Here is a 26,736-nt window from a genome sequence, read left to right on the forward strand (position 1 = left end):
CGCCCCTGTGGTGTGCGCGGGTTTCGTGGTCACCGAAGTAGGGGTCGCCGTGATTGTACGCGTGCAGAGCACCGAAATGTCGGGCATACAGCGTTTCGTACGACGGTTACTGACCGATCGGAATCCCGGTGCCGGGCAGCTGGGTGGGGTGGCCCTGCTCGGTCCGCCGCCGTCGCGTTCACGCCGCCGGCCCGTGCCGGCCACCGACCTGCTGGTCTGGATGCCGCACGGGTGCACCCTGGTGGTACTGGCCGATTTCGGGTCGGTGCAGCACGGCGTGCTGTCCACCGGCCCCACCGGTCGGTGGCTGGTGGACGACGACGCCGCCGATCTGCGCACCGGAAAATCCACGCCCAATCCGATCTTGCGCGGGCGCAAACTGCGTAATGAACTGGCCACGATCTTCCGGCGCAGCGGTCTGTCCGAACATATCGATGTCCTCGTGGTGTTGATCCCCAAGACCGGTTCGCGCATCAGCTGGACGCCGCGGCCGCCGGCGGACGGCATCGAGACCATCCTGGTACGGATCGGCGACTCGGCCGAGCTGGCCGGATATTTCGAGCGCGCCGCGGTGGGGGAAGTGCGCTGGCGCGGCGAGGATATCGCCCGAGCCTTCGAGATGCTGGGGGCCGCGCAGCACTTGCCCGACTCCGACGAACTGCAGAACGAAGGCTTCCCGTCGGCACCGGGCGAGGTCGCTTCCGGCCGGTCCGGCTCCGCGGATCGATCTCCCGCACCGGATGTCGCTGCGGAGCCGACCGGTGACCTTACGATCGGCACCGCGGCCGGGCCGGTGGCGATCGAGCGGGGTCGGGTAATCGAGACGGGCGGTCCGCGAAGGCCGGGGCCGCGGCCTGCCCGGGACACCGCCCGGACGAGCGGATCGGAACCGGCTGCCGATCCGGTCGGGTATCCGGCCCGTTCAACGATGCGCGGATGGTCGAGCGAAGGCAGAGCAGGTCGGGCCGAGGCCGGACCCCGATCCGCCGAGCGCGGGGCCGCGGCGGCGGACGACCCGGCGACACCCAGGGAGCCGGCGGTGAGGCCCGGCGGATCGGCGGACGCGACCGCGGAAGCGGCGAGGGATGCGACGGCGCGCGGATCCGCTGGATCGCCTGCAGATCCGGGCGCGGCGGATGAGGCGCCTGTCCGATCCGATTCGTCCGGGCGGAACGACCGGGCATCCGCCCGTCCCGCCCCGTTCGATTACGGTCGCGTTTTCCGGTTCGCCGCCGGTGTCCCGGCCGGGGTGCGGCACGGTCCGGCCGGGGTGCGCAAGATTCCTGCCCGACCGCGCCGTGCACCGACAGCGCCGCGGCCGGACGTCCGGGCCCCACGGGAACCGCGGTCCGCCCCGCGGCCCGCGCGCCGAGGGGCGGATCTGCGGTACCCGGCGGTGCTGGGTCTGGCCGCGGTAACCCTGGCAGCCGTGACGGCGACAATTTTCGCGGCGTCCGGTTTCGCTCGGTTCGATGTGACCGAATACGGTGCGCTGTGCGGGGGTGGCGAGGGAAATTCCACCGCCGCACCGTATTCTGCGTCCGGCCCCAGGCCTGTGTATCTCGGCGGCGACCTACCCGAGTACACGGCGTTCGGTCCTTCCGCGGTGTGGCGTCCGATCGAACCGGGCGCGGTTCAGCTGGTCGCGTGTGTGCACCAGGAGCGCCGCGGGGATCTCGTCCATACCTGTCAATACCCGCCGGGGCCCGGGCAGCCCGTGGGCCGGACACTGAACCTGTTCACCGCGGTCTATCGCCTGACGCTGTATGAGGCCCGCACCGGTAATCGACTGGCCACGATGGAGATGACCGGCGACGAGTTCGGTGTGGATCCCGCGATCGCGGATCCGGATCCGTGTCGTGCGGCCACCGGCGCGCCCGAGGACGGATTACCGGGCCGCCGGCACAGCCGCCCGTCGCATCGGCAGATCGAACAAGCCCTCACTCCGTTCGTGGCACCGGCGCCGCAACGGATCCGGGCCGCTCGCTGAGTCGCCGGAGGGACAGGCGGGCTGCGCCGAGACTCGTGCCGGTACCGCGTGGTTCGTTTCGGCCGGAATCCAGAGGCTGTTCCGTAAGGCCGTCAATGCGACTTGTTCACGATCTCGATACCGAATACCGAGGTGTCGTACTCCGGTCTATCGGCCCACAGATACTCGGGAGACATCTGTTTGACACGCATCGGATGGTTCGGATCGTGATCATGTTGATCTGCGCCCCACCAGCTGTCACTTTCTTTGTCATAGTACGAGTAATTGAAATTCATGCTGTTCGGCCTGCCCTGATTCAGATCGGCGGACATGTCTACACGGCTCGTCTCGGGATCAGGTCGGAATCTGCCGGGATCCGGTGTATCACTGCCCCCGAGGTTTCTTATCCCGCCATCCAGGAACTTCACCTCCTGGGCGGCGGTATCGCTCTGGCCGGACCACAGGTCTTTGAAGGTGACCACTGCTTCGAAGTCTTCGGGCTTGCCGCCGGGTAGTAGCCGTTCGATACCGTGCACCGGGCCGAGGCCCGGATGCAATCGGATCAGATTCGCAACTTCTGCCGCGTCCGCGGGCTTCGATGCGAATATTCTGTTCAACTCGTCCGTATAGCCGGAAACCGTGTCGAACATGCGCCTGTTGCCTTCGAGCTTTGCTGCGCTCTTGGCATCCGCCATCTCCGCCAGACCATCGATATCCGCTATTCGGGCCCTCGTTGCCCGTGCCTTGTCGTGGGATGTCTCGAGATTTTCCCTGGCCCATCTCATGAACTCGGTCGAGGTTCGGCTGACCCCGGTATCGGCGTCCGTTGCTTCCCAATCCGGTCCATGATTTCTGGTTGTTTTCTCTGCTAGATCGAGCTGTTTCTGCCAATACGCGACGTCTTTTTCAGCTGCCTCGACAGGTGCCAGGGTCTTCCCGAGATCAGCGATCACACCGTGTGATTCCCTATCGCTGAAAGCGATACGCATCGGCGGCAGCCCGCCGCTTCGTCCGATGCGATCCTGTACGAGGCCGACACATCCCGAGCGGAGAGTTTCTCGCCGCTCGGGGCTCAGCGCCCGTCCCTCTCTTTCTTCCACTATGCGGACATATGCGTCCAGCGAATACTCTCGGTGGGTCGGCGCGGAACCGGCGCGATCGACCGTGGGAGAGTCGAGAGGGGTTGCCGACCCCGGCTCCGGTGTTCGCGGCGCCTGGCCTGCGTCGTCGAACTCGTGACTGCCGCGCTGGTCGGCGTGCCCCTTCGCGTCGAGATCCCGCAGTGTGTAGTCGGCCGCGCCCCTGGTATTGCCCGCGAACCCGTCGGCTTCTTTTCTTGTGAGGCGCATCAGATCTTTCAGGGCTCGCGTCAGAGCCCTGGTCACGCCGTTGCTCAATCGGGCCTCACGACTGCTCCGGGTATAGCCGGCGCCGTGGTCGGAAAAGTGGTGGAGCGCCGTCGCGGCTGTCGTGGTCCGATCTCGGGTGACGGGCCTCGGACAGGATGACGATCTCCCGAATGTTCACCCGGGTAACGCCTGCGGCGATCATCCGGCCATCACCTCGTATCCCGGCCACATCGAGCTTCACGAACCCGTCGATCATATCGATCGGTGGAAGCGGCGGCGTCGATCCCGGGGCCGTGGACTGGGCCCCACCGCCGACCGGCCTTGTCCCGTAGGCATATTCAGACGCTCATCGCCCTCTCGCGGCTGCCCCTCCGGAGTGCCGATCCAGGACTTCCCGAAGAACGGCGGCGAAGCCCACCGGTTCGCCGGTCATGCCGAATCAGCCGCCCAGGAAACCGGCGTGGCCGCCGGGAAAGGTCACCACTGAGGCGATCCGGGAAGTACCACGCCGGGGTGCCGAAACCGCCGGCCACCATGGGTGAACCGATGAGCAGTAGCGGTCGCGGGCCGAGGCCGTGCAGGTCACCGGGAGGGTCATAGGTCAGCGTGGCGCCGGGTATACGCAGGGTCCGGGTCTCGATATCGGCCATCCGGGCTCCTCCGAGGCCGCGGTCCCTGTGGAGACGACGCGGGCCTGGGAATTCATCGGTGCTGTGCCCGGCGCCGTCGTCGGTTCCCGGTGTGCCGGACCTTCTCGCGTCGAACTGCGGGCAGGCGCCCTCGTGGCCGTTAGGCTCGGGGCAACCGTCGATCATCCCCGCCGCACCGGTACCGGTGCCGGCCCGACCGCAGGAGATCCAGCACAGTGGGCAGTGGTTCGATCCTCATCACCGGCGCGAGCTCCGGCCTCGGCGCCGAAATGGCCCGGCAGTTCGCGGCGCTCGGCTACGATCTGGCCCTCTGCGCGCGCCGCACGGAACGGCTCGACGAACTCGCCCGGGAGATCGCGGTGGCCCACCCGGCGGTCCGGGTCCGGGTGGCGGAACTGGACGTCACCGATTTCGACGCGGTGCCGGCGGTTTTCGACGGATTCGCCGCCGAACTCGGCCGGATCGATCGGGTGATCGTCAATGCCGGTCTCGGTAAGGGGGTGCCGTTCGGTAAGGGCGGCGACCGCCCCAATCGGCAGACCGCCGAGACCAACTTTCTCGGCGCCATGGCCCAGATGGAGTCGGCGATGAAGATCTTCCGGGCCCAGGGCGGCGGGCATCTGGTGGTGATCTCCTCGATCTCCGCCGTCCGCGGGATGCCCAAGACCATGACCAGTTACGCCGCGAGCAAGGCCGGGGTGGCGGCGATGGCCGAGGGCATCGCCGCCGAGCGGGTGCCCGGGGTGGATGTATCGATCATCTTCCCCGGCTACATCTCCTCGGAGATGAACGACAAGGCCGCGCATCCGCCCACGTTCCTGGTCGATACTCGCACCGGTGTGCGCTCCATGGTGTCGGCGATCGAGAAGCGGCGGTTCAAGGCCTACACCCCGGCGTGGCCGTGGACGCCGCTGGCCTACGCGATGAAGGTGCTGCCGCTGTCGGTCGTGCGCAGGCTCGCGGGAATCTGATCCGGCCGGGGCGCACCCGGCGATCAGCTCTTCTCGTCCGCGCCGAGAACTGTGACGGCCGCCGATAGTTCGGTCAGCGCGGCCACGATCTCGGCCAGGCGTTCGGTACCGACCTCGGCCGCGAGCCGGGCGGCGTATTCCGCGTGCCGCGGCGCGATCCGGGCCACGGCGGCGTGGCCCGCGTCGGTGATCGCGACCAGTTTGGCCCGGCGGTGTGCCGGGTTGGGCCGGTATTCGGCGAGGCCGCGTTCGACCAGCAGATCGGCGATCCGCTGTACTCCCTGCCGAGTGACGCCCATCTCCCGGGCGATCCCGGCGACCGGGAGCGGCTCGTGCAGCACGGCACCCAGCACCTGCCACCAGGCGGCGGTCAGCCCGGCCGGCCCGGCCAGATCCTCGGCGATCGCGAGGAACTGGCCGTTGAGCCGGAACGAGGTGATGGCGGCCGTACTGAACAGCTGTTGGCCGGAGTCCTCCACGCTGCCCGCCTCAGACCGCCGCCTGCCGCGCCTCGTACGCGGCCAGCGCCGCGTAACCCGCCGGATCACCGGCGCTGAACAGCCGGTACCAGCCGTCGAGTACTTCGGGTTCGTAGAACTCCAGCGCCGCCAGCACTTCGCGCGCGAATTCGAAAGGCGCGGTGGAGTTCGCGGTGATCACCCCTCGATCGGTGACGGCCGGCTCGTCGACATAGTGTGCGCCGCCCGCGTATCCGCTGGCCGCGAGGAACTCCGCGACATTGCTGGTGTGCCGGCGATCGTCGAGCAGGCCCGCTGCGGCGAGTCCGAAGGTCGCGCCGCAGATCGCGGCGACCGGGACGCCGGCCGCGACGAATTCCCGCGCCTTCGCGGCGAAGGGATCCAGTTCGCCCGATTCCCAGCCGGTCGCGCCCGGCAGAATGAGCATGGCGCTGTCGGCCGGGGTCAGTTCGTCCAGGGTGGTGTCGGGGACGATCCGCATTCCGCCCATGGTGGTGACCGGATCGGTGCTCGTACCGACGGTCCGGGTGCGGTACGCACCGGGTTCACGATGCCAGGCGTCGTTGTTGATATGCGCGGTCGCGGCGCCCACTTCCCAGTCGGCGAGGGTGTCGAAGACGGCCACGTGTACGAGTTTCGAAGTCATGACAACATACTGTCAATAAGACAGCATGTTGTCAACTTGGACGAGTTCAGAACCGCGGCGTACCGCCCACCACCTCATCGCGCTCCAGCCCGGCGATCTCGTCCGCGCTGTAGCCGAGCTCGGCCAGCACCGCGTGATTGTCCTGGCCGAGCAGCGGTGCGGGGGAGCGGTGATAACTGCCCGGGCCCGCGGAGAAGCGGGCGGGTACCGTGCTGTGCCGGGCGGCCGGATTGACCGGATGCGGGACCACCTCGAAGAAGTTCCGGTGCTGGAGCTGCGGGATCTCGCCCTGCCGGTGGGGCTGGAGCACCTCGGCGACCGGGATACCGGCGGTCCAGAGCCGCGAGACGATCTCGCCGACCTCCCGTTCGGCGAACCAGGATGCGAGGTGTACGTCGATCTCGTCGTGCCGCTCTCGCCGGCCCGCCGTCGTCTGTAGTCCGGGGTCGGTCGCCCAGGCGGGCCGCCCCAGGATCTCGGTGAGCTGGGCCCACTGTTCGTCGGTGGTGACGGCCAGCGCTATCCAGTTGTCGGGCCGGCCGAATTCGTCGAGTCCGGCCGCCCGGTAGAGGTTCTGCGGCGCGGCGTGCGGACCGCGATTGCCCATCCGTTCCAGCAGCGCACCGTAGGCGGAATACTCGATGACCTGCTCTGCGGTGATGTTCAGCGCCGCATCGACCATGGCCGCCTCCACCAGCACCCCCTCCCCGGTGCGGCGCCGGTGCTCGAGAGCGAGCAACAGTGCGATCAGGGCGTGCACACCTGCGTTCGGGTCACCGAGGCTGTAGGGTTCGACCGGATTCCGATCCGGATAACCGGTGCGCGTGGTGAGTCCGGACGCGTCCTCGATCACGTAGGCGAAGGCCGGATTGTCGCGCCAGGGGCCGTCGAGACCGAAACCCGGCATCCGGACCATGACGGCATCCGGGCGCAGCGTACGGACGGTGTCCCAGTCGAGACCGATCTGTTCGATCACCCGGGGTGTGTAGTTCTCCACGAGCACATCGCAGATGGCGACCAGTCGGCGCAGGATCTCGCGACCCGCCGGCGCGCGGAAATCGACGGTGATACCGCGCTTTCCCGTGTTGAGGCCGGTGAAGATCCCCGATTTCTCCCACCACCGGTCTTCGTCGATCGGGACGCCCGCGATGAGCCGGGTCCCGTCGGGGCGCTGCGCCGATTCGACATGGATCACCTCCGCGCCCTGCATCGCCAGGAAATGGGTGCAGGACGGTCCCGCCCAGAAAGTTGTCATATCGAGTACCCGCAGGCCCTGGAACGGAAGAGGATTCGCGGTGGCGGTCGCTGTCCGGTCCGGACGGTCGAGGGGCCCGCCGGTGCGGTACTGCTGGGTGTGCTCACCTCGCCGGGGAGCGGGCGCGGGTTCCCGCGACAGGGCAGGCGAAGTCCGGAACGGCGGTCCGGGCCGGACGAATCCGCCCCCCGGGTTCGCGGTGAAGGACCCGCGTGCCCGGTGCTGATCCAGTTCGGTGACAGTGGCGCCGTCGGCCACCGGGCTGTTCGGGATCCGGAACGCCGTGGCCAGTTCCCGGATCTCCTCGACCTTGTGGGCGGCGAACCATTCGGCGATCTCCGCGGCCTTCTCGTTGGTGCGTTCGGTGATGGCGGGGGCCGGGTCCTCCTCGATCCATTCGGGATGCCCCACCATCACACACAGATCGAACCACTGCTGCGCGGTACCGCAGCCGACCGCGATCAGACCGTCGGCGGCGGTGGCCACACCGGGGCGGCTCAGCCTGCGCTGGGTGCGGAACGGGCGGTGCGCCGTCTCGTAGAAGGACACCGGATAGTAGGAGAGCCCGAGGATCTGGGTCTCCAGCATCGAGAGGTCGACCAGTTCGCCGGTGGCTGTGGTCAGGGCCCGCTGCCGGGCGGTGAGCAGGGCCGCCGCTGCGTGCGCTCCGGCGAACCATTCGCCCACATCCCCGCCGATATGCAGCGGTGCGCGATCCGGCGCGCCGCGGCCGAGCCCGACGATCCCACCCGACCAGGCCTGCAGGGTGAATTCGGTCGCGGGTCGTCCGGACCACGGGCCGTCGAGACCGAACGGGGTGATGGCGGTGACCACGAGATGGGGATGGCGTTCGCGCAGTGTGGCGGGGGAGTAGCCGGGATCGGCGGCCGGGCCGGCGCCGGGCGACCAGACCACCGCGTCGGCACCCGCCAATAGCCGGTCGAGAAGTTCGCGGTCGGCCGGGACCGCCGGATCGGTCACCACGCTGTGCGTACCGCCGGCGAGGAACTGGAAGAGCGCACCGTCGGTGCCGTCACCGAGCACGGCCCCCGAAACCGACCGGCGGCGCAGTGGGTTGCCCGCGGGCGGTTCGGCGGCGATCACCCGGGCTCCGGCGTCGGCGAGCAGTTTGGTGCAGTAGGCGCCGGCGATCCCGCTCGACAGGTCGACCACGATGTAATCCGCCAACGGCGCGTTTCCGAGGGGTCCGTATCGGTTCGCGGCCCGCTTCGCTGTCATATGCCTCTCGATTCCTCTCCCGGGGCTACCGGCCACACGTGGATCCGGGCGTCGGCGGAAGAACCGCGGAGACAACGCTGCACCCGCACTGTGGTGCGGGTGCAGCACACCGGCACGCCCGGGCCGGTGTTGTCGACCCCCGATCGGCCGCGGCCTGCCTATTCCGGTTTCTTGCGCCCCGATTTGCTCAGCCGGAATTCCGGTGGGAACCGGCTGTCGTTGTCCTTGACCGAGTTGGCGAGTCCGCCGTCGAAGGCGTTGTCCAGCATCAGATCGTTGTCGTCGGCGTGGATATGGCCGCCCATGGATTCGAAGAAGCCACTGAGCAGGCTGCCCATGTACTCGCCCTGCTGCTGTTTCATGATCTCGAAGAAGACCTTCTGCATGAACACCGTGTCCGTGGGCCGGTTCCGGGCGCAGGCCAGCGCGTACTTATCGGTTTCCGCTTCGAGATCCGCGCGGGCGACGACACTGTTGAGGAAGTTGCACTCGGCCATCTCCGCGGCCGAGAACGCCCGGCCGGTGAACACCATCTCCTGGAACTTGCGCAGTCCCATGGTCTGCGCCCAGGTCCACATCCGCGGACCCCACCCGTAGTAACGGAACGAGGGATGCCCGAACAGTGCATCGTCGGAGGAGATCACCAGATCCGCGTCGGCGGCCTGATAGAAGTGCCAGCCATAGCAGTAGCCCTTCACTTCGACGATGCTGATCTTCTTGAATTCCTGCAGGCTCCGGCAACCGGCCTGGGCGTTGGCGTACCACTGGCTGATACTCGCGCCGTGCCGGAACGACTCTTTCGGCGGATACCGGACGTCCTCGTCGGGACCGATCTTGTATTCGCTGAGCCGTGGACCCTGGTCGGGGTCGTTCTGCACGGCCATGAACTCCCCGAGATCCGCGCCCGACCCGAAATCGTCGCCTGCGCCACGGATCACCAGGACCTTGACGTCGTCGTCGATACTCGCCCGGTGGATGAGGTCGCCGTAGCGTACGCGGGCGGCCATGGTGGGCGCGTTGAGTTGATCGGGGCGGTCGAAGGTGATGGTGGCGATCCGGGTCGCGGGATCCTTCGAGTACCGGATGATCTCCTCGGCGCTCGGCCGCGCGGGCCCCGGGGGCCGCGCGGTGCCTTCGTCGCCGGTCGATGCGCCGTTCGGGGGCGTTCGGGTGGTCATCGCGGCTCCCGGTGCGGGCTCGAGGTCAGAATTTCCGGGCCGTCCTCGCCGATGAGCACGGCGTCCCGTCCGAAGACCGAACCCACCCCCTCGGCCCAGACGTAACCGGTCAGCGCGAGTACCGTCCCGGGCTCGAGGATCTCGGCTTCGGCGGTACGCCGCAGCGCGGGCGCCACCACCGGCGGATCGAAACCCATCCCGAGGCCGCGGGCGACCGGCACGACCGGTAAGGGTTCACCCGCGTTCAGGTAGGCGTCGAGCAACCCGGCGGCGGGCGCGCCGGGCCGGCAGGCCCGCACCAGGTTGTCCCACAATCGGTTCCAGCGCCCGTAGAGCTTCTCCGTGGCCGGTGACGCCGCGCCGACCGGCCACGTTCGCCCGACCTCGCCGATGTACCCGTCGGCGAGGACACCGGAGGAGAAGGCGACCAGATCACCCTCCTGGACCCGCCGGTCCGCGGTCGCACGCCGCCACGGATGATCCCGGGCGGTCACCCAGGCGGCGTCCTGGGTGGCGGGGGTGCTCACCCCGCCGGCGGCGCAGGCTTCCAGCAGGACTCCGGCCAGCCCCTGCTCGGTGACGCCGGGCGCGAGTTCGGCCAGCCCGGCCGCCAACCCCTGTTCGGCGACGCGCAGTCCGGCACGCATGGTGGCGATCTCGTCCGCGGTCTTGATCCGGCGGGCCGCCCGGAAAGCGAGTTCGCCGTCGACGAGTTCGGCGTTCGGGAACGCCGTGGGCAGCAGCTCGGCGAAGCCGGGCGAGAGCGCGTCGGTACCCACCCGCCGGGCCTGGGCCGCACCGTCGATCTCGCGCAGTGCCGCGACGAGATTGCGGGGATCCCACATGGTCTCGTAGAGGTTGTCGTGCGGGATGTCCTCGGGTATGCCCTCGTCCCAGGTGCTGTGCAGATGGACCGCACCGGTTTTCCGGACGATCATGGCCACCGGCCCGAACGGCCGGGTCCCCGCCACCCACAGCTGGGGCGCACCCGAGAGGTAGCGGGCGTTGGCCTGCCGTCCGGCGATCAGTACATCGAGGTCGTGGGCTTGCATCTGTGCCAGCACCCGCTCGCGGCGGCCCACCCGCAGCGCGCGATCGTCCGGCAGGATCTCAATCGCCATAGGGGGCATAGGTGTAGTCGGTGAGAGGCGTGAAGCCTCCTTCGGTAACCACCACGATCTCCTCACTGCGGTAGCCGCCGGTGCCGTCCTCCCACACCACGGGTTCGAGGACCAGCACCATGCCGGGTCGGAGCACGAAGTTCTCGTCGAATTCGGCGCCGAGGTCGGTACCGATCATCGGAACCTCCGCGGCGCTGACGCCGATTCCGTGCGAAATATAGAAATGCGGGAGCCAGGGGCGCTGCCCGCCGGCCGCTGCGGTGGCCGCCGCGCCGAGTTGCGCCGCGGTGGCGCCCGGGCGGATCTGCGCGAGTACCGCGTCCAGGATCTCTCGCCATTTGCGGTACTGCGCCTGCTGGCGCGGTGTCGGTTCTTGTCCGACTATCCAGGTGCGGCCGAAATCCGAGCAGTAGCCGTTGTAGGTGATGGAGACATCGGTCCACAGCACATCGCCGGCCGCGAGTTCACGTTCGGTGGTGAGCAGCGGTAGCGCGAGATCGCCGTGCTTGGTCCACACCCCGTCGGCCTTGGTCTCCGGCATGACCTGCCAGATGGCGTCGAGCATGGTGGCGGTGGCGCCGAGTTCGAACGCGCGGCGGACGAACCGTGCGGACAGATCGATCTGCCGCTGACCGGGTGCCAGCGAACGGTGGATGTCGACGATCGCTTCCTCGGTGATCCGGCAGGCCTTGCGGATACAGGAGAGTTCGTCGGGAGTCTTGATCAATTTGGCCGGTCCGATGACCGTGGCCGCGTCCACCGGCTTCCCGCCCGGGAACAACCGGTCGCGGGCGCGCAGCATCGCACCGGTGTACTCGTCCACCGCGAAGGTCGACCCGGCGGGTACGAGATCGGACAGGATCCGGGCGAAATCGGCGACACCCTCGTCGAATTCGAGATATACCGGCGGGTGCAGATGGTCGTCGGGCAGTTCGGACTCCGCCGCCGCGCCGGCCCGGAAGGGCAGGAACAGATGCGGCCATTCGTCGTGTGCGGTGACCACGGCGACCGGCCGCTCCACATGGGCCAGCCCGGCATCGCCGAGCGGCCAGTTGGCTCCGGTCGCGTAGACGACATTGTTGTTCAGCAGCAGGATCGCCGCGTCCACGCCGCGTTCGGCCATGGCCGAACGCAGGCGGGCCCCCGTCTCCCGGCGCATCCGCGTGCGATCCGGGAGTGCGGGTATATCGATCGCCGCGGTGGTCGCGGCGGGAAATGCGGTCATCGAAACAGGTCCTTCTCGCCCTCGGCGCTCCAGCCCGGCCTATACACCCAGGAATTCCTTGATGTTTCCGCTCACGATGCGCGCGGCGTCCTCGGGACCGACGGCCGCTACGACCGCGGCCAGCGACTGCTCCGAATAGCCGAACGTGCTCTCGTTGTGCGGATAGTCCGAGGACCACATCACCCGGTCCGCCCCGATCTGGTCGATGATGGCCAGACCGAGCGGATCGACCATGAACGAGGCCCGCATATGGTTCTCCCAGTAGTGGCGCACCTCGTGTTCGACCGGGCGGTTGTACATGTGCCGGTAGGAGGCGTTCATATGCTCGGCGTCCTGCAGGGCCGAGGCGACCCAGTTGATCCCGCCCTCGAACCAGCCGATCTGCAGTCCTGGATGCCGGTCGATGATGCCGCTGAACAGATACTTGGAGAACAGCTCCCGGAACGGGGCCACATTGTGCATCATGCCGACCACGACGCTGTTCACCTCGCAGGGCGCCGACAGCGGTGATTCGCCGATATGGTGTGCGACCGGGATTCCGGATTCCTCGATGGCGTCCCAGACGCCGATCATCTCGGTACTGCCGTAGTCGATGACGTTTCCGTCGTCGTCCTTACCGGCCGACAGCGGCAGCAGGAATGTCGTGAGACCCAGGCCTTTCAGCTCGGTCAGGGTCCGGCGCGCACCATCGGCGTCCCACCAGTTGATCAGGCCCACGCCGTAGAGTTTTCCGCCGGACCGCTCCTGTACTTCGGCGATGTATTCGTTGTAGATCCGGAAGCAGCGCTCGCGAACCGCCTTGTCCGGGTAGAAGAGCAGAGCCAGCAGCGAATTGGGGAACGCCAGTTCCTTGTCGATGCCGTCGGCGCGCAGATCCGCGGCCCGGGCCTCGAGGTTGGTGCTCCCGGAACCGTCGAGGGGGTCGTACTGCATCAGTACCCGGCTGAAATCGCCCGGCAGGAAGGATCTCCCCTTGCGTCCGATCTGGTAGGCCCCGTCCTCGTACCACACGCGGGGTGCCTTGTCCCGGAGCTCCTCGGGGAAGCGTTCGTAGAAGATGTCGTCGGCGAGGGAGATGTGGTTGTCGGCGGAGAAGACCTCGGTGCCGGTGGGAAGTCCGAGTGTGCCCTCGGCGTGGCCCCGGCGATCCTTCGGCGGACCGAACCCCTGTGGTGGGTAGAGCTGGGCACTGCTGGGCGACGTCGGCATCGTGACCCTCCAATGGATCGTTGATTCGCGAATTTGCCGTCGGCGGTCGTGGTCCCGGGCTGCCGTTGCCGTCGCGGTGTTATGCCGATTGCGTATGGCTTGCTGCGCAAACGGATCGGCAGTGCCTGCGGCCGGGTTCCGGGTGGTGACCCGCCAATCTGAAAACGACATTATCACAAAGCGAGAGTGGCGTTCTACGAGATGGGGTCTTTTTCCTGGTTCTTCCGCGGCTAGGGCATGGAGAATGGTATTTTCATCAAGGGTTCGTTCCGGGCGCCGCAAGTATTGCGCGCGGGTGGATTCCGAGTCCGTGGCGGCCAGTGATCCGCACGTGAAGGCCCATTGCCGGGGCAACTTCCCTGTAACCCTTGTCACAAGGTCGAAACCAACCTACTGTGTGTTCACTAGGTTTGTCAGATCGGGGTTCGGGCCATGACAGCTCCTCGTCCTTATGCCTCACTCCTCGCCAAAGGGGAAGACCGCAGGCAGCGCATCCTCGCCGTCGCCCAACGTCTCCTCACCCGGAACGGCTGGCGCGGCACCACGCTCGCCCAGATCGCGGGCGAGGCCGGAGTGACCTCAGCGGGGCTGCTGCACCATTTCTCCTCGAAAGATCAGCTGCTGCACGCCGTTCTGGACGCGCGCGATGCCGAGGATCTCGAGGACGCGAACATCAACGGCGATCTGATCGCCGAGATCCGCAAGGTGGCCACCCGGATGGAAAGGCATCCGGAACTGGTCGGCACCTTCGTCGTCCTGCTGGTCGAGAACCTGATGCCCGAGGCGCCGCTGCACGATCGGATGCTCGACCGCTGGCATATGGCGGTCGAACTGGTCCTGCAGGCGATCCGCCGCGGCCAGGACGACGGCCGGTACCGGCGCGATATCGACCCACGGCTGCGCGCGGTGGAAATCGTCGCCTTCTTGAACGGAATGGAGATCTCATGGCTGCTCGATCGTTCGATCCCGCTGGCCGACGTATTCAACGGTTACACCGAGTCGCTGGCCCGCGACTTGGCGGCGAAGGAGATGTGATGAGGTACCGGCTCGATGTGGTGGCGGCAACCGTGGCCGACGCGGTCCAGTTCGCCGGCGGGTGGTTGTTCGATCGATCGGTGGCCGGCTGGGATGTGACGGTGCTGCTCGCCCAGCCCTCCGATATCCGGCCGCTGAAGATCCTGGGCGCCGAGGTTCGTGAGCTCGACGCCGTGCTGGCCACCGAGGTGCCCGGCCGGTTGCCGCAGGCGCTGGCGGTCAACGCCGATGTCTGTAGCCGGGACCGCCGCGCCCGCAAGGGGGTGCTGCGCGCCCTGGAGGACCGTGGGATCGAGGTCGTCGTCTGGGGTGACGGCTGGCCGGCCGGTCAGGATCACGGGGTGGATCCGGTGCTGCACCGGCTGAGCTGTGCCGCGCGAGCGTTCAAGGCGCAGGCGATGGTGGCGGCCGGGCTTTCGCCCACCGGGGTCACGCCGAGTGAGATCTTCCGCAGTGGCGCCATGGAGTACGCGCCCTTCTGCGCGGATCTGGTGCCCGCGGTCTGATCGCCGGTAAGCCTTCCCGCGGGCAGACGGTACGACAGTGCGCGGGTGGGCGATGATGTGGTGGCGAGCCGGGTCGGCGTCGAATCGCGCTGACCCGGACAGTGTTCCACCGGGGCCTCCGCGCCGGAAACGGACGGACGGGAGGCGGCGGGCTCGCCGTCGATATCCAGTGCCGGGGTGATCCGGCGGCCGGGTACGAAAGTGCGCCCGTGCGGTTCGGACGCATTTGTGCGAATTCGATGCGGGGCGAAAGTATCGGGCGGATTTGAAACGTTGAATTTCATGATTCCGTAGATCGCCCGGGGGTTGTCACGGGGGTTTATCCGGTCGTGGTTCGGGGGAATCATGCCTGTTCGAGGGGTTTTCGTCGCGGCGGCGTGGTCGTTTGCCCGATCTGCCTGGGCGTTCCGGGAAACTTGCCGGTAAGTATTGTATTCTCCGAATCCGGATGCCATCCTATTGGAAATCGAGAATGACATTTCCGTACCGAGAGAGATGCGACAGCCGGCCTGCTGAGACGGCAACAGCCAGCGGATCGTGATCCGTAGCCGTTCACCCGGGCACACTCGTCGCGCCACGGCCCGTTCGCCGGCCGCCCCGTCTCGGTGGGTTCGCGCCACCCGGTGCGTCCGCCGAGCCGTCGATCGTTCGACAGGAGCACTTCGATGCCGAATTCCTCGCTGCCCGGGTGGGTCCCCGGCCTCCCGGGGGACCGCCCGAACGGCACGGCGGCAACCGTTCCCGACGCGATGAGGTTCGGATGACCATGCGGACCCCGGTCTGGATCCGGGCCAAGGATCGGATCGCCGGACCTCTCCAGACAGTGGGCGGATTGTTCGCCATGACCGCGGACGCGGTGAAATTCGCATTCCGGCGGCCGTTCCAGACACGGGAGTTCCTCGAACAGGCGTGGTTCATCGTCCGCGTATCGCTGGTTCCCACGCTGCTGGTGGCGATTCCGTTCACCGTACTGGTCAGCTTCACCCTCAATATCCTGTTGCGCGAACTGGGCGCCGCCGACCTGTCCGGGGCGGGCGCGGCTTTCGGCGCGGTGACCCAGGTGGGCCCGATGGTGACCGTGCTCATCGTGGCGGGCTCCGGTGCCACCGCCATGTGCGCCGATCTGGGCTCCCGAACCATCCGGGAGGAGATCGCGGCCATGGAGGTGCTCGGAATCGACCCGGTCCAGCGCCTGGTCACACCGCGCATGCTTGCCTCCGGGCTGGTCGCGCTGCTGCTGAACAATCTGGTCTGCATCATCGGTGTCCTGGGCGGATACGTCTTCTCGGTCTACGTGCAGGATGTGAACCCGGGCGCGTTCGTCGCCGGTATCACCCTGCTCACCGGGATCAACGAGGTGATCATCTCGTCGGTGAAGGCACTGCTGTTCGGACTGGTCGCCGGGATCGTCGCCTGCTATCGCGGGTTGATCGTCACCGGCGGCGCGAAAGCGGTCGGTAACGCGGTCAACGAGACCGTGGTCTATGCGTTCATGTCGCTGTTCGTCATCAATGTGATGGTCACGGCGATCGGCATCCAGTTGACGACCGGATGAGAGGAGGTATCCGATGACAGCCTCCGAGGTTCTGACGGCTCGGTATCCGATGATCATCCGCCGGTTGCGCAAACCGGTGGATGCCCTGGGCCGGGTAGGTGACCACGCCATTTTCTATGTGAAGGCGCTGGCCTTCGCGCCGATGGCGGCCTGGCGGTACAAGCGGGAGACCATCCGGCTGATCGCGGAGATCAGTATGGGCGCGGGCACGCTGGCGGCGTTCGGCGGCACCGTGGTGATCGTCAGTTTCCTGACCCTGGCCACCGGCGGCACGCTCGCGGTGCAGGGCTACAGTTCGCTCGGTGATATCGGGATCGAGGCACTCACCGGCTTCCTGTCGGCGTTCATCAATGTGCGGATCTCGGCCCCGGTCGTGGCCGGTATCGGGCTGGCGGCCACCTTCGGCGCGGGGGTGACGGCGCAACTGGGTGCCATGCGGATCAACGAGGAGATCGACGCGCTGGAATCGATTGCCATCGAGCCGATCTCGTATCTGGTCGGTACCCGCATCATGGCGGGCATAATCGCGATCACCCCGCTGTACGCGATCGCGGTGATCGCCTCGTTCCTGGCCAGCCGGTTCACCACCGTGGTGATCCTGGGCCAGTCCTCCGGACTCTACGACCACTATTTCGCCACCTTCCTGAACCCGATCGACCTGATCTGGTCGTTCCTGCAGGCGATTCTCATGGCGATCACGATTCTGCTGATCCACACCTACTTCGGGTTCTTCGCCGCCGGCGGACCCTCCGGCGTCGGGACAGCGGTCGGCAACGCGGTCCGGACCTCGCTCATCGCGGTGGTGTCGGTGACTCTGCTGGTCTCCCTCGCCGTGTACGGGTCCAACGGCAATTTCGAGCTGTCGGGGTAGGGATGGCGCTGGTGGCAAACCAGAAGCAGTCGTGGGCGCAGCGTCCACCGTCGGGGCCGCAGCCGTCGGGGCGGCCGGTAGTCCGGCGCCGGCGCGACCGGCTGCGGCTGTTGTCCGCGGCCGGCCGGCCGGCCGCGGGGCTGGCGGCGCTGTCCGCCGGTATCGCGATCGTGGTCCTCGCGGTCACCCTCTTCCAGGGCGGATTCGCCGATACCGTCGCGGTCACCGTGCATTCACCCCGGGCCGGGCTGGTGATGTATCCCGACGCCGAGGTGAAATTGCGCGGGGTGACCGTCGGCGCGGTGCAATCCATCGCCGAACGCCCCGACGGAACCGCCGAGATCGAATTGGCGATCGACCGCGGGCAACTCGATCGCATCCCCGGTGACGTCACCGTGGATATCGCCTCCACCACTGTGTTCGGTGCCAAGTACATCCAGCTGGTGCCGCCGGCGCAACCTTCGGACCGTCGTCTCGAGCCCGGGCAGGTCTTCGCCGCCGAAAGCGTGACGGTCGAGATCAACACCGTCTTCCAGCAACTCACCCAGGTACTGGGCGAGATCCAGCCGGAGAAACTCGACGAAACCCTCGGCGCACTGGCCGACGCCATGCGCGGCCGCGGTGACCGGGTGGGCCAGATGCTGGTCGATCTCGAGGCGTTCCTCGCGAAACTGGAACCGGGACTGCCCGCCTTGCGCGCCGATCTCGCCATGGCACCGCAGGTGGCCGGCACCTACGCGGATTCGGCGCAGCCGCTGCTGGACACTGTCGGCAACACCACGAAGCTGAGCGATACGGTGGTGGCGGAACAGCAGCAACTCGACGTGCTGCTCATGAGCCTGATCGGGCTGGCCGATACCGGTAACCGGGTGATCGGTGACAACGGTCCGGCACTGGCGAGTTCACTCGCCGCGCTCGTCCCCACCACCGATCTCACCAACCGCTATCACACGGCGCTGACCTGCGCGCTGGACGGCCTCGGCTATCTGGCGTCGGTGAAACCGGTACAGGTCCCCGGAATCGGGCTCTCGGCGAACTTCCTCTGGGGGGTGGAACCGTACCGGTATCCCGATCATCTCCCGAAGATCGCGGCCAAGGGCGGACCGCAGTGTTCGATGCTGCCGGTCGGCTACGAGGACTTCCCGCCGTTCGTGGTCACCGATGTCGGTGCCGACCCGCAGGCCGGTCCGTTCCGTCCCGGACTCACGTTGAACACCGAATCGCTGGCCAGAGCGTTGTTCGGTCCGGCCGCCGCCGGGAAGGAAGCCCCGCGATGACCAACCGCAATACCCCCCTGCTGAAATTCGGCATCTTCGCCGCGGTGATGGTGGTGCTCTCGGCCTGCCTGATCATCGTTTTCGGTGAATACCGCAGCGGATCCACCAACGAGTATTCGGCGGTGTTCGCCGACTCCTCTGGGTTGCGCGAGGGGGATACGGTCCGGGTGTCCGGTGTCGTCGTCGGCTCTGTACGCGGTGTCGACCTCGAGTGGGACCAGCGGGTGCGGGTGAAGTTCGACGCCGACCGGACCTTGCCGCTGACCACGGGCACCCAGGTCGCGGTGCGGTATCTCAATCTCGTCGGCGATCGTTATCTCGAACTGGTCGACAAACCCGGTAACGACCTGCCCGCGGGCGGTGAGCTCCCGATCGAGAACACCGTCGGCGCACTGGATCTGGACCTGCTGCTCGGTGGGCTCAAACCGGTGATCCAGGGCTTGAACGCGCGCGACGTGAACGCGCTGACCTGGTCGCTGCTGGAGATAGTGCAGGGCAAGGAAGGCACGGTGAATTCCATCCTCGGCCGCACCGCCTCCTTCTCCGCGGCGCTCGCCGACAACAACCAGGTCATCGCGCAGCTGATCGACAACCTGAAAACGGTGATGACGACCCTGCAATCGGAAGGCGGCCAGTTCTCGAACCTGGTGGATCGGCTCGAACAGCTGATCACCCAGCTGAGCAACGACCGTGATCCGATCGCCGCCGCGATCGACTCGCTGGACAGCGGAACCGCCACGGTCGCCGATCTGCTCACCCAGGGCCGACCGCCGCTGGCCGGCGCCATCGACCAGGTCAACCAGCTGGCCGCCAATATCGACGGCGACAAGCAGACCCTCGACACCGCCCTGCAGAAGGCCCCGGAGAACTTCCGCAAACTGGTGCGGACCGGCGCCTACGGCAACTTCATCCAGTACTACCTGTGCGATCTGACCCTGCGGGTCAACGATCTGTCCGGCCAGGTCGTGGAGATCCCGGCAGCCGTACAGACCGACGGAAGGTGCGCTCCCTGAGATGTTTCGATACCGCGGAAGACATCTGCTGCGGCACGGCCTGGTCGGGATCGTGCTCATCGTCTGTGTCATCTCGCTGGGGTTGCAGTCCCAGCAGGTGATCGCCTGGGGGACGACCGTTCGCTACCAGGCCCTGTTCCAAGAGGCCGGCGGCCTGGAAGCCGGGGACGAGGTGATCGTCTCGGGGGTGCGGGTCGGCTCGGTGACCGATGTCCGGCTCGACAACGGGGACGCGCGAGTGGTGTTCACGGTGCGCAGTTCGGTGCCGGTGGGCGCCGAGAGCACGGTGCAGATCAAAACGGGTTCGCTGCTGGGCAAACGGATCATGACCCTGGTCTCGCACGGTGACCAACATCTGCGGCCACTGGCCACCATTCCGGTCGAGCGCACATCGTCGCCGTATTCGCTGACCGACGCCCTGGGCGAGCTGACCACCAACGCCGGGGCCATGGACACCGATTCGCTGAACGATTCGCTGAATATGCTCTCGTCCACCCTCGATACGATCGCCCCGCAGCTGGGACCGGCATTCGACGGACTGTCCGAACTGTCGAAAACCATCAACAGCCGTAATACCGCGCTGCGAGATCTGCTCGCCGCCTCCCGCGATGTCACCGGAATTCTGGCCGACCGCGGACAGCAGGTGAACACCATGCTGCTCAACGCGAATACGCTCATCGGCGTCCTCGACGAACGCCGGCAGGCGATCGCGACCCTGCTCGCCAATACCGCGGCGGTCGCCGATCAGCTCACGAAACTGGTCGCCGACAACGAAGCCGATCTCGGTCCCGCACTCGATCGGCTCAACTCGGTGACCGAAGTACTCCAGCAGAACCGGGACAATATCGCCAAGGCGATTCCCGGCCTGGCCAAGGCATCCCTGACCCAGGGCGAGGCGGTATCGGGCGGACCGTTCTACAACGCCTACGTCGCCAATCTGATCCCGGCCCAATGGATCCGGCCGTTCGTCGACGCGGCATTCGGCGGGTCGGTCCCGCCACCACCCGCACCACAACCGGGGGCGCCGCGATGAATCGGAAACTGATGCTGCGAGTGGCCGCCGGGTTCCTGGCCGTCGTGGTGGTGGCCGGAGCCTTCTCGGTGGTGAACCGTACAGTTCTCGCGCCGACCACGGTGCGCGCGATCTTCACCACCGCCACCGCGATCTATCCCGGCGACGATGTGCGTGTCTCCGGGGTGAAGGTCGGGACGATCGCCGGGCTCGAACCGCGGGGTACCGCCGTGGAGATGGAACTGCATATCGACCGTGGCGTGGATATCCCGGCGGGCGCCGGTGCGGTGATCGTGGCGCAGAGCCTGGTCGATTCTCGGTATGTGCAGCTCACCCCGGCCTACCGCGGCGACGGCGACACCATGCCGGACGGGGCGGTGATCCCGCTGGAGCGCACCGCGGTCCCGGTGGAATGGGACGAGATCAAAACCCAGCTCACCCGGCTGGCCACCGAACTGGGACCCGACGGCGACCAGTCCTCGGGACCGGCGGGCCGGTTCATCGACAGCGCCGCCGACGCCCTCGCCGGTAACGGCGACAAACTGCGGCAGGTGCTGACACAACTGTCCGGGGTCGGCCGGATCCTGGCCTCCGGCAGCGGTGATATCGCGGACACGATAAAGAATCTCCAGATCTTCGTGACGGCCCTGCGTGACAGCAATGTGCAGATCGTGCAGTTCCAGAACCGGTTGGCGACGCTCACCAGCGTGCTCGACAGCAGCCGCTCCGATCTCGACGCGGCATTGAACAATCTCGCCGTCGCGGTAGGTGAGGTGCAGCGGTTCGTCGCGGAGAACCGGGACAGAGTGAGCGAGCAGGTGGGCCGCTTGGCCGACGTCACCCAGAACCTCGTCGACAACCGCGGCGAACTCGAGGAGTTGCTGCATGTCTTCCCCACCAGCCTGGCCAACTTCTACAACATCTACAACCCCGATACCGGCACCGAGGCAGGGGTTTTCGTACTGAACAATTTCTCCAATCCGATCGAGTTCGTCTGCGGCGGTATCGCCAGCGTCGAGAACATCGGTGCCGAAGAAGCCGCCCGCAAATGCCGTGACTATCTGGGACCGGTGCTCGGATTGATGAACTTCAACTATCTGCCGGTCCCGGTGAACCCGGGACTCGGGCCCTCGGCGTCGCCGGACAACATCATCTACAGCGAACCGGGTCTGGTTCCACCGGCCGCGCAGGTGGTGAGCCCGGCCGCGCCGCCGCCCCCGCCCGCGCCCACCCTGGCTCAGATCCTCTTCCCCGGCGGGCGGTGATCGTATGGCGATACCGGGACGTCCACGGAAACTGCGCAGAGCCGTGCTGGGCTCCGCGTGTGTTGTGATGACCGTATCGGGCTGCGCGTGGGACGGCGTGAACTCGCTTCCGCTACCGGGGGCCACCGGACGGGAAGCCGGCGCCACGACGCTCTATATCGAGATGGCCGACGTCGGCACACTCACGCCGAATTCGCCGGTGCTGATCGACGATGTGGTGGTCGGCAGCATCGGCGATATCCACGTCGAGAACTGGCATGCGCTGGTGGAGGTATCCGTGCAGCCCGGCGAGGTGGTACCGGCGAACGCGCAGGCCCGGGTCGGGCAGACCAGCCTGCTCGGCTCGATGCACCTGGCGCTGGATCCGCCACCCGGCCGAGCACCGGAGGGCCGACTGGAATCCGGCGCCCGTATAGCGCTGGACGACACCGCGACCTACCCCTCGACCGAGCAGACTCTGGCCTCGCTGTCGGTGGTGGTCAACGGCGGTGGCCTGGGTCAGGTGGGCGATATCGTCGGCAGCCTCGGGGCGGCCTTCAAAGGCCGGGAGACGAATATCCGGGCCCTGCTCGATCGCCTGGATGTCTTCCTCGGCACTCTCGACGCGCAACGCGCCGATATCGTCGCCACCCTCGACGGCCTCAACCGGCTGGGCGGTACCTTCGCCGCGCAACGCGATGTCCTCGCCGACGCACTACGCCGGATCCCGCCGGCCTTGGACGTCCTGATCCGGGAACGGCCGGATCTCGTCTCGGCCATGGACCATCTGCGCACCTTCAGCGATACCGCCAACGGCGTATTGACCACCGTGCACGACGATCTGCTGACCGATCTGCGCAATCTGGAACCGACACTGCGGGCACTGGCCCAGGTCGGCCCGGATATCAACAAGGCGATCGCGTTCGCCACTGTGTTCCCGTACGGGCAGTACCTGGTCGACAACGGGGTGCGCGGCGATTTCATCAACCTGTTCGCCACCGTCGACCTCACCATTCCACGGCTGCGCCGCGAACTGCTGCTGGGCACGCCGTGGGGTGATCCCACCGCGGTGATCCAGGCCGCGGTGGGCGACCCGGGTTACGCGGAGCAGACCGAGAACCCGCTCGGATTCGGAATCGTGCCGCCCTCGGCCGCGACGCCGCCGCCTGCTGCCCCGGCTCCCGAACCTGCTCCGGCCCCCGCGCCCGAACCCGCTCCGGCCCCCGCGCCCGGCCTGCCGTTCCCGCTGCCGCAGTTGCCGCTACCCCAGATACCCCTGCCACCCGGGATCGGAGGCCGCTGATGCTGCTGTCCCGTTTCGTCCGTGCCCAGCTCGTCATCTTCAGCCTTCTCTCGGTGATCGGCCTGGTCGTCATGTCGGTGTTCTATATGAAGCTCCCGACCCTGGCCGGGGTCGGCACCATGAACGTGACCGTGGAACTACCCGAGGCGGGCGGACTCTACCGGTTCGGCAACGTGACCTACCGGGGTATCCAGGTGGGGAAGGTGACCCGCGTCGACCTGACCGGGGACGGTGTCCGGGCCACTCTCGCGATCGACGGCTCACATCGGATCCCGGCCGATCTGACCGCCGAGGTACGCAGTGTATCGGCGGTGGGCGAACAGTATGTGGACCTGCTTCCGCGGACCGACTCCGCGCCGTATCTGTACGACGGCGCCACTATCGAACGCCGCGATACCGAGATCCCGCAACCGGTGGGCCCCATGCTGGACCGGCTCAGCTCGCTGGTCGACACCATTCCGAAGGACGATCTGCGCCGGCTGCTCGACGAGATGTTCGCGGGCGTGCACGGCGCGGGCGATGATCTGGATTCGCTGCTCGGCTCCGCCGAGAAGCTGACGGCGACGATGAACGGCGTCGGCGACAATACCCGGACCCTGGTGGAAGACGCGGTGCCGCTGCTGGATTCGCAGGTGCAGTCGGCCGACGCGATCCGGATCTGGACCCGCGCCACCGCGAATGTCACCGGGCAGCTGGTGACGAACGATCCGCAGCTGCGCACTCTGTTGCACTCGGGTCCGGGGTTCGCCGACGAAGTGTCCCAGCTGCTGGACTCCCTGCAGCTCACCCTGCCGGTACTGCTATCCAACCTGACCTCGGTGGGCCAGCTCGCGGTCACCTACAACGCGAGCCTGGAACAGCTGCTCGTCCTCCTGCCGCCGGTGGTCTCGCTGGTCCAGGCGGTGCAGCCGACCAAGAACGCGTCCGGTCTGGGGATCGGCGACTTCCGGATCAGTGGCGTCTCCGATCCGCCGGCCTGTACGGTCGGCTTCCTGCCGCCCTCGGAATGGCGGTCACCGCAGGATGTCACCACCATCGACACACCCGACAATCTGTACTGCAAGTTGCCGCAGGATCATGCGGTCGCGGTCCGTGGCGCGCGCAATATCCCGTGCGCGGGCCATCCGGGCAAACGCGCGCCGACTGCGGCGATCTGCAACAGCGATCAGGATTACGTCCCGGTGGCCCCGGAGCAGCCGGTGGTGGGCCCCTATCCTCGCGATCCGGAACTGGAAGGGCAGGGTATTCCGCCGGATTCCCGGTTCGCGCCACCCCCGGGTGACGCGCCCGCCGCGGATACGACCATGCCCGGCGCTGCCGCGCCGGCGGTCGCTTTCGCTCGGTACGACCCGGAAACCGGTGAGTACCTGGGCCCGGACGGTCAGCTGTACCGGCAGACCGATCTGGTGGCCGACAGCCACAGCAGCTGGGAGGAGATGCTGCCCCGCTGACCGATCTCGCTCCGGTATGTCGGCCGCCGCGTGACTCGGTCAGTTGACCCAGGGCGGGTCGACGATGGTCCCGTCGGGGAGTTCGCCGGTGAAACCGACGGGGGCGCTGACCAGGACGGCGGCAGCGGATGCCGAGGGGTTGGCGAGCCGGATCTCGGAGCCGGCGGGGGCCACCGCGGCGTCGCCGGGGGCCAGCGTGCTGACTTCGTCCCCGATGGTGAGGGTGAGGGTGCCGGAGAGCAGGACGAAAGCTTCCTCGCGGTGGATACGGTGAGCGACGCCTTCGAGGGCGGGGGCGATGTCGAGGCGCCAGACGCAGAGCTCGCTGCTGCCGGTGGCGGGGCGGACGAGTGGGGTGAAGGTGGAGCCGTGCATCTGGTGGGATTCGACCTCGGCGGTGCGGACAACGGGCATAGCCAACTCCTCATTAGTCAATAAACTTGACTATATAGTCAAGCGGGTTGACCAATAAGTCAAGTGTCATGATGCATTCATGTCCGCTCAGGATTTGCCGTTGCTACTACTCGCGGCCGCCGCCGAAGTCACCGATACCGTGAACCGGGGGGTGGCGGACGCGGGCTTCGGAGATATCCGGCCCGCGCACGGGTTCGCATTCGTCCGGATGGCGCCCGACGGCGCCACGGTCGGCGAGATCGCCGCGCATCTGGGCGTGACCAAGCAGGCAGCCAGCCAGCTGGTGGAGGAACTGGTGAAAAAGGGTTACGCGGAGAGGAATCCGCATCCGGTGGACGCACGGGCACGATTGATCACCCTGACCGAACGTGGGTGGGCAGCCACCCGGGCCGCCGATGCCGCCCTCGCGCGGTTCGCCGAGGCGTGGGGCCGGACGCTCGGCCCGGCGGAGCTGGTGCGGTTGCGCACTGCGCTCGCGCGAGTGGTCACGCCCGGGCGGGTGCGCCCCTCGGTCTGGTGAGCGGGCTGTGTGCCGTCGGGAGCGAACACCGCGGCGACGGCGGCTCAGCCGCGGGGCAGGCCCAGCACCCGTTGCGCGATGATATTGCGCTGGATCTCGGAGGTGCCGCCCGCGATCGTGCCGGAGAAGCTGCGCAGGTATCGCTCGAACCAGCTCGGCGCGTGATCCTCCAGATTGAGCAGGTTGTGCCGGGAGGTCACCGCGGGGTGGATCAAGCCGTCGGCACCCGCGGCGTCCAAGGCGGCCTCGAGGCCCTGCTGCACGGCCTCCGAGCCCAGGAGTTTCAGCACCGAGAGTGCGGCGACATCGGTCTCGCCCCGCTGTTCCCGGGCCAGTGCCGCGGACCCCAGCAGTTCCAGTGCCTGGAGATCCATCACCGAGGTGGCGAACCGGTCGGCATCGAGTTCGGTGCGTGGGGTGAAATCCTTGACCAGCATGCGCAGCCGCTGCGCGAAGCTCATCCACAGCAGTGTGCGCTCGTGGCCGAGTGAGCCGTTGGCCACGGTCCAGCCCTTGTTCAGTTCGCCGACCAGGTTCTCCGCCGGAACCCGCGCCTCTTCGAAGAACACCTCGTTGAAGTCGAGATCGTCGGCGGCGCAGGCGGAAGCGAACGGGCGGCGCCGTACTCCGGGGTTGTCGGTGGGGATCAGCAGGACAGAGATGCCGCGGTGTTTGGGGGCGTCCGGGTCGGTGCGGACGAAGGTCAGCACGACGTCGGAATCGTGCGCGCCCGACGTCCACACTTTCTGGCCGGTGACGACGAACTCGTCACCGTCGCGGATCGCCCGAGTGCGTAATCCGGCCAGGTCCGAACCGGCGCCGGGTTCGCTCATACCGAGGGCCGCGGGCATCTCGCCGCGTAGGATCGGCACCGCCCATTTCCGCTGCTGTTCGGGGGTGCCGAAGGTGATGAGGGAGGCCGCGATGATGCCCTGGCCCTGTGGGTTGCAGCTTTCGTAGATCCGGCGTCGGCCGAGTTCCTCGCGGTGGACGTATTGCTGGAGGACCGTGGCGTTGCGGCCGCCGAATTCCGGGGGGTAACCCGGTACCAGCCAGCCGTGGTCGAACTGCAACGACTGCCATTCGCGGGCCCATTGCGGTACATGCGAGCTGGAGCGGGGTCGTTCGATAGCGGATGCCTCGGGCGGCAGATGCTCGTCGAGGAACGCGATGAACTCGGCGCGGAACCGTTCCACATCCTCGTCGAAAGTCAGCTGCACGGTGTACCTCCCTTTTGCGAAATA

The 26,736-nt window shown here is 67.3% G+C and carries 23 protein-coding genes; 13 read left to right on the forward strand and 10 right to left on the reverse strand.

The features are described from left to right. Positions 1-61 precede the first annotated feature (61 nt). Positions 62-1,990 carry a hypothetical protein gene (locus ACWCPQ_RS10385; RefSeq protein WP_449896915.1) on the forward strand — a complete coding sequence of 643 codons (1,929 nt, stop codon included), beginning with the start codon at positions 62-64 and terminating at the stop codon, positions 1,988-1,990. A gap of 92 nt (positions 1,991-2,082) precedes the next feature. Here the strand turns inward: ACWCPQ_RS10385 and ACWCPQ_RS10390 are convergent, their stop codons facing one another. Then, entirely contained in the window at positions 2,083-3,354 is a 1,272-nt protein-coding gene (locus ACWCPQ_RS10390; RefSeq protein WP_449896917.1) for a hypothetical protein, read from the reverse strand. A gap of 829 nt (positions 3,355-4,183) precedes the next feature. Here ACWCPQ_RS10390 and ACWCPQ_RS10395 point away from each other — a divergent pair. Continuing rightward, on the forward strand, positions 4,184-4,939 hold the full coding sequence (locus ACWCPQ_RS10395; RefSeq protein WP_449896919.1) for an SDR family oxidoreductase: 756 nt from the start codon (positions 4,184-4,186) through the stop codon (positions 4,937-4,939). Positions 4,940-4,962: 23 nt separating this feature from the next. On the opposite strand, the gene ACWCPQ_RS10400 is transcribed toward ACWCPQ_RS10395, so the two are convergent. From ACWCPQ_RS10400 to ACWCPQ_RS10430, 7 genes are all read right to left on the reverse strand, one after another. Further along, positions 4,963-5,418, reverse strand: a complete 456-nt coding sequence (locus ACWCPQ_RS10400; RefSeq protein ID WP_449896920.1) for a MarR family winged helix-turn-helix transcriptional regulator — start codon at positions 5,416-5,418, stop codon at positions 4,963-4,965. A gap of 10 nt (positions 5,419-5,428) precedes the next feature. Next, a complete protein-coding gene (locus ACWCPQ_RS10405; protein ID WP_449896921.1) occupies positions 5,429-6,064 on the reverse strand; it encodes a type 1 glutamine amidotransferase family protein in 636 nt (211 codons plus the stop codon). A 46-nt stretch (positions 6,065-6,110) separates the two neighbouring features. Continuing rightward, a complete protein-coding gene (locus ACWCPQ_RS10410) occupies positions 6,111-8,558 on the reverse strand; it encodes a CoA transferase (protein WP_449896923.1) in 2,448 nt (815 codons plus the stop codon). A gap of 158 nt (positions 8,559-8,716) precedes the next feature. After that, a complete protein-coding gene (locus ACWCPQ_RS10415) occupies positions 8,717-9,736 on the reverse strand; it encodes an enoyl-CoA hydratase/isomerase family protein (protein WP_449896925.1) in 1,020 nt (339 codons plus the stop codon). Beyond that, positions 9,733-10,857, reverse strand: a complete 1,125-nt coding sequence (locus tag ACWCPQ_RS10420; protein WP_449896927.1) for a M24 family metallopeptidase — start codon at positions 10,855-10,857, stop codon at positions 9,733-9,735. Before ACWCPQ_RS10420 ends, ACWCPQ_RS10415 begins: the two co-directional genes overlap by 4 nt. Further along, positions 10,847-12,082, reverse strand: coding sequence for a M24 family metallopeptidase (locus tag ACWCPQ_RS10425; protein WP_449896929.1), 1,236 nt, complete (start codon positions 12,080-12,082; stop codon positions 10,847-10,849). Before ACWCPQ_RS10425 ends, ACWCPQ_RS10420 begins: the two co-directional genes overlap by 11 nt. Positions 12,083-12,121: 39 nt before the next feature. After that, positions 12,122-13,291 carry an amidohydrolase family protein gene (locus ACWCPQ_RS10430; protein WP_449896931.1) on the reverse strand — a complete coding sequence of 390 codons (1,170 nt, stop codon included), beginning with the start codon at positions 13,289-13,291 and terminating at the stop codon, positions 12,122-12,124. Between the two features lie 432 nt (positions 13,292-13,723). Between ACWCPQ_RS10430 and ACWCPQ_RS10435 the strand changes: the two genes are divergently transcribed. From ACWCPQ_RS10435 to ACWCPQ_RS10480, 10 genes are all read left to right on the forward strand, one after another. Beyond that, positions 13,724-14,326, forward strand: a complete 603-nt coding sequence (locus ACWCPQ_RS10435; protein WP_449896933.1) for a TetR/AcrR family transcriptional regulator — start codon at positions 13,724-13,726, stop codon at positions 14,324-14,326. Then, on the forward strand, positions 14,326-14,832 hold the full coding sequence (locus tag ACWCPQ_RS10440; protein WP_449896935.1) for a hypothetical protein: 507 nt from the start codon (positions 14,326-14,328) through the stop codon (positions 14,830-14,832). The genes ACWCPQ_RS10435 and ACWCPQ_RS10440 overlap by 1 nt, the downstream gene beginning before the upstream one ends. A gap of 760 nt (positions 14,833-15,592) precedes the next feature. Further along, complete coding sequence (locus ACWCPQ_RS10445; protein WP_449896937.1) at positions 15,593-16,387, forward strand: MlaE family ABC transporter permease; 795 nt, start codon at positions 15,593-15,595, stop codon at positions 16,385-16,387. 13 nt (positions 16,388-16,400) lie between these two features. Continuing rightward, positions 16,401-17,258, forward strand: a complete 858-nt coding sequence (locus tag ACWCPQ_RS10450; protein ID WP_449896939.1) for an MlaE family ABC transporter permease — start codon at positions 16,401-16,403, stop codon at positions 17,256-17,258. A gap of 2 nt (positions 17,259-17,260) precedes the next feature. Continuing rightward, positions 17,261-18,535, forward strand: a complete 1,275-nt coding sequence (locus ACWCPQ_RS10455) for an MCE family protein (RefSeq protein WP_449896941.1) — start codon at positions 17,261-17,263, stop codon at positions 18,533-18,535. Next, positions 18,532-19,548, forward strand: a complete 1,017-nt coding sequence (locus ACWCPQ_RS10460) for an MCE family protein (protein WP_449896943.1) — start codon at positions 18,532-18,534, stop codon at positions 19,546-19,548. The genes ACWCPQ_RS10455 and ACWCPQ_RS10460 overlap by 4 nt, the downstream gene beginning before the upstream one ends. A gap of 1 nt (position 19,549) precedes the next feature. After that, positions 19,550-20,581 carry an MCE family protein gene (locus ACWCPQ_RS10465; protein WP_449896945.1) on the forward strand — a complete coding sequence of 344 codons (1,032 nt, stop codon included), beginning with the start codon at positions 19,550-19,552 and terminating at the stop codon, positions 20,579-20,581. After that, entirely contained in the window at positions 20,578-21,825 is a 1,248-nt protein-coding gene (locus tag ACWCPQ_RS10470) for an MCE family protein (RefSeq protein ID WP_449896947.1), read from the forward strand. The genes ACWCPQ_RS10465 and ACWCPQ_RS10470 overlap by 4 nt, the downstream gene beginning before the upstream one ends. Positions 21,826-21,829: 4 nt before the next feature. Beyond that, a complete protein-coding gene (locus ACWCPQ_RS10475; protein WP_449896949.1) occupies positions 21,830-23,107 on the forward strand; it encodes an MCE family protein in 1,278 nt (425 codons plus the stop codon). A 2-nt stretch (positions 23,108-23,109) separates the two neighbouring features. Further along, positions 23,110-24,558: an MCE family protein gene (locus ACWCPQ_RS10480; protein ID WP_449897358.1), complete on the forward strand. Its 1,449-nt coding sequence runs from the start codon at positions 23,110-23,112 to the stop codon at positions 24,556-24,558. 39 nt (positions 24,559-24,597) lie between these two features. Here ACWCPQ_RS10480 and ACWCPQ_RS10485 read toward each other — a convergent pair whose 3' ends face one another. Beyond that, positions 24,598-24,972, reverse strand: coding sequence for a cupin domain-containing protein (locus ACWCPQ_RS10485; protein ID WP_449896951.1), 375 nt, complete (start codon positions 24,970-24,972; stop codon positions 24,598-24,600). A gap of 79 nt (positions 24,973-25,051) precedes the next feature. Between ACWCPQ_RS10485 and ACWCPQ_RS10490 the strand changes: the two genes are divergently transcribed. Further along, entirely contained in the window at positions 25,052-25,492 is a 441-nt protein-coding gene (locus ACWCPQ_RS10490) for a MarR family winged helix-turn-helix transcriptional regulator (protein WP_449896952.1), read from the forward strand. A gap of 44 nt (positions 25,493-25,536) precedes the next feature. Here the strand turns inward: ACWCPQ_RS10490 and ACWCPQ_RS10495 are convergent, their stop codons facing one another. Further along, complete coding sequence (locus tag ACWCPQ_RS10495) at positions 25,537-26,712, reverse strand: acyl-CoA dehydrogenase family protein (RefSeq protein WP_449896954.1); 1,176 nt, start codon at positions 26,710-26,712, stop codon at positions 25,537-25,539. Positions 26,713-26,736: the final 24 nt, after the last annotated feature.

Source organism: Nocardia sp. NPDC001965, from assembly GCF_053594175.1.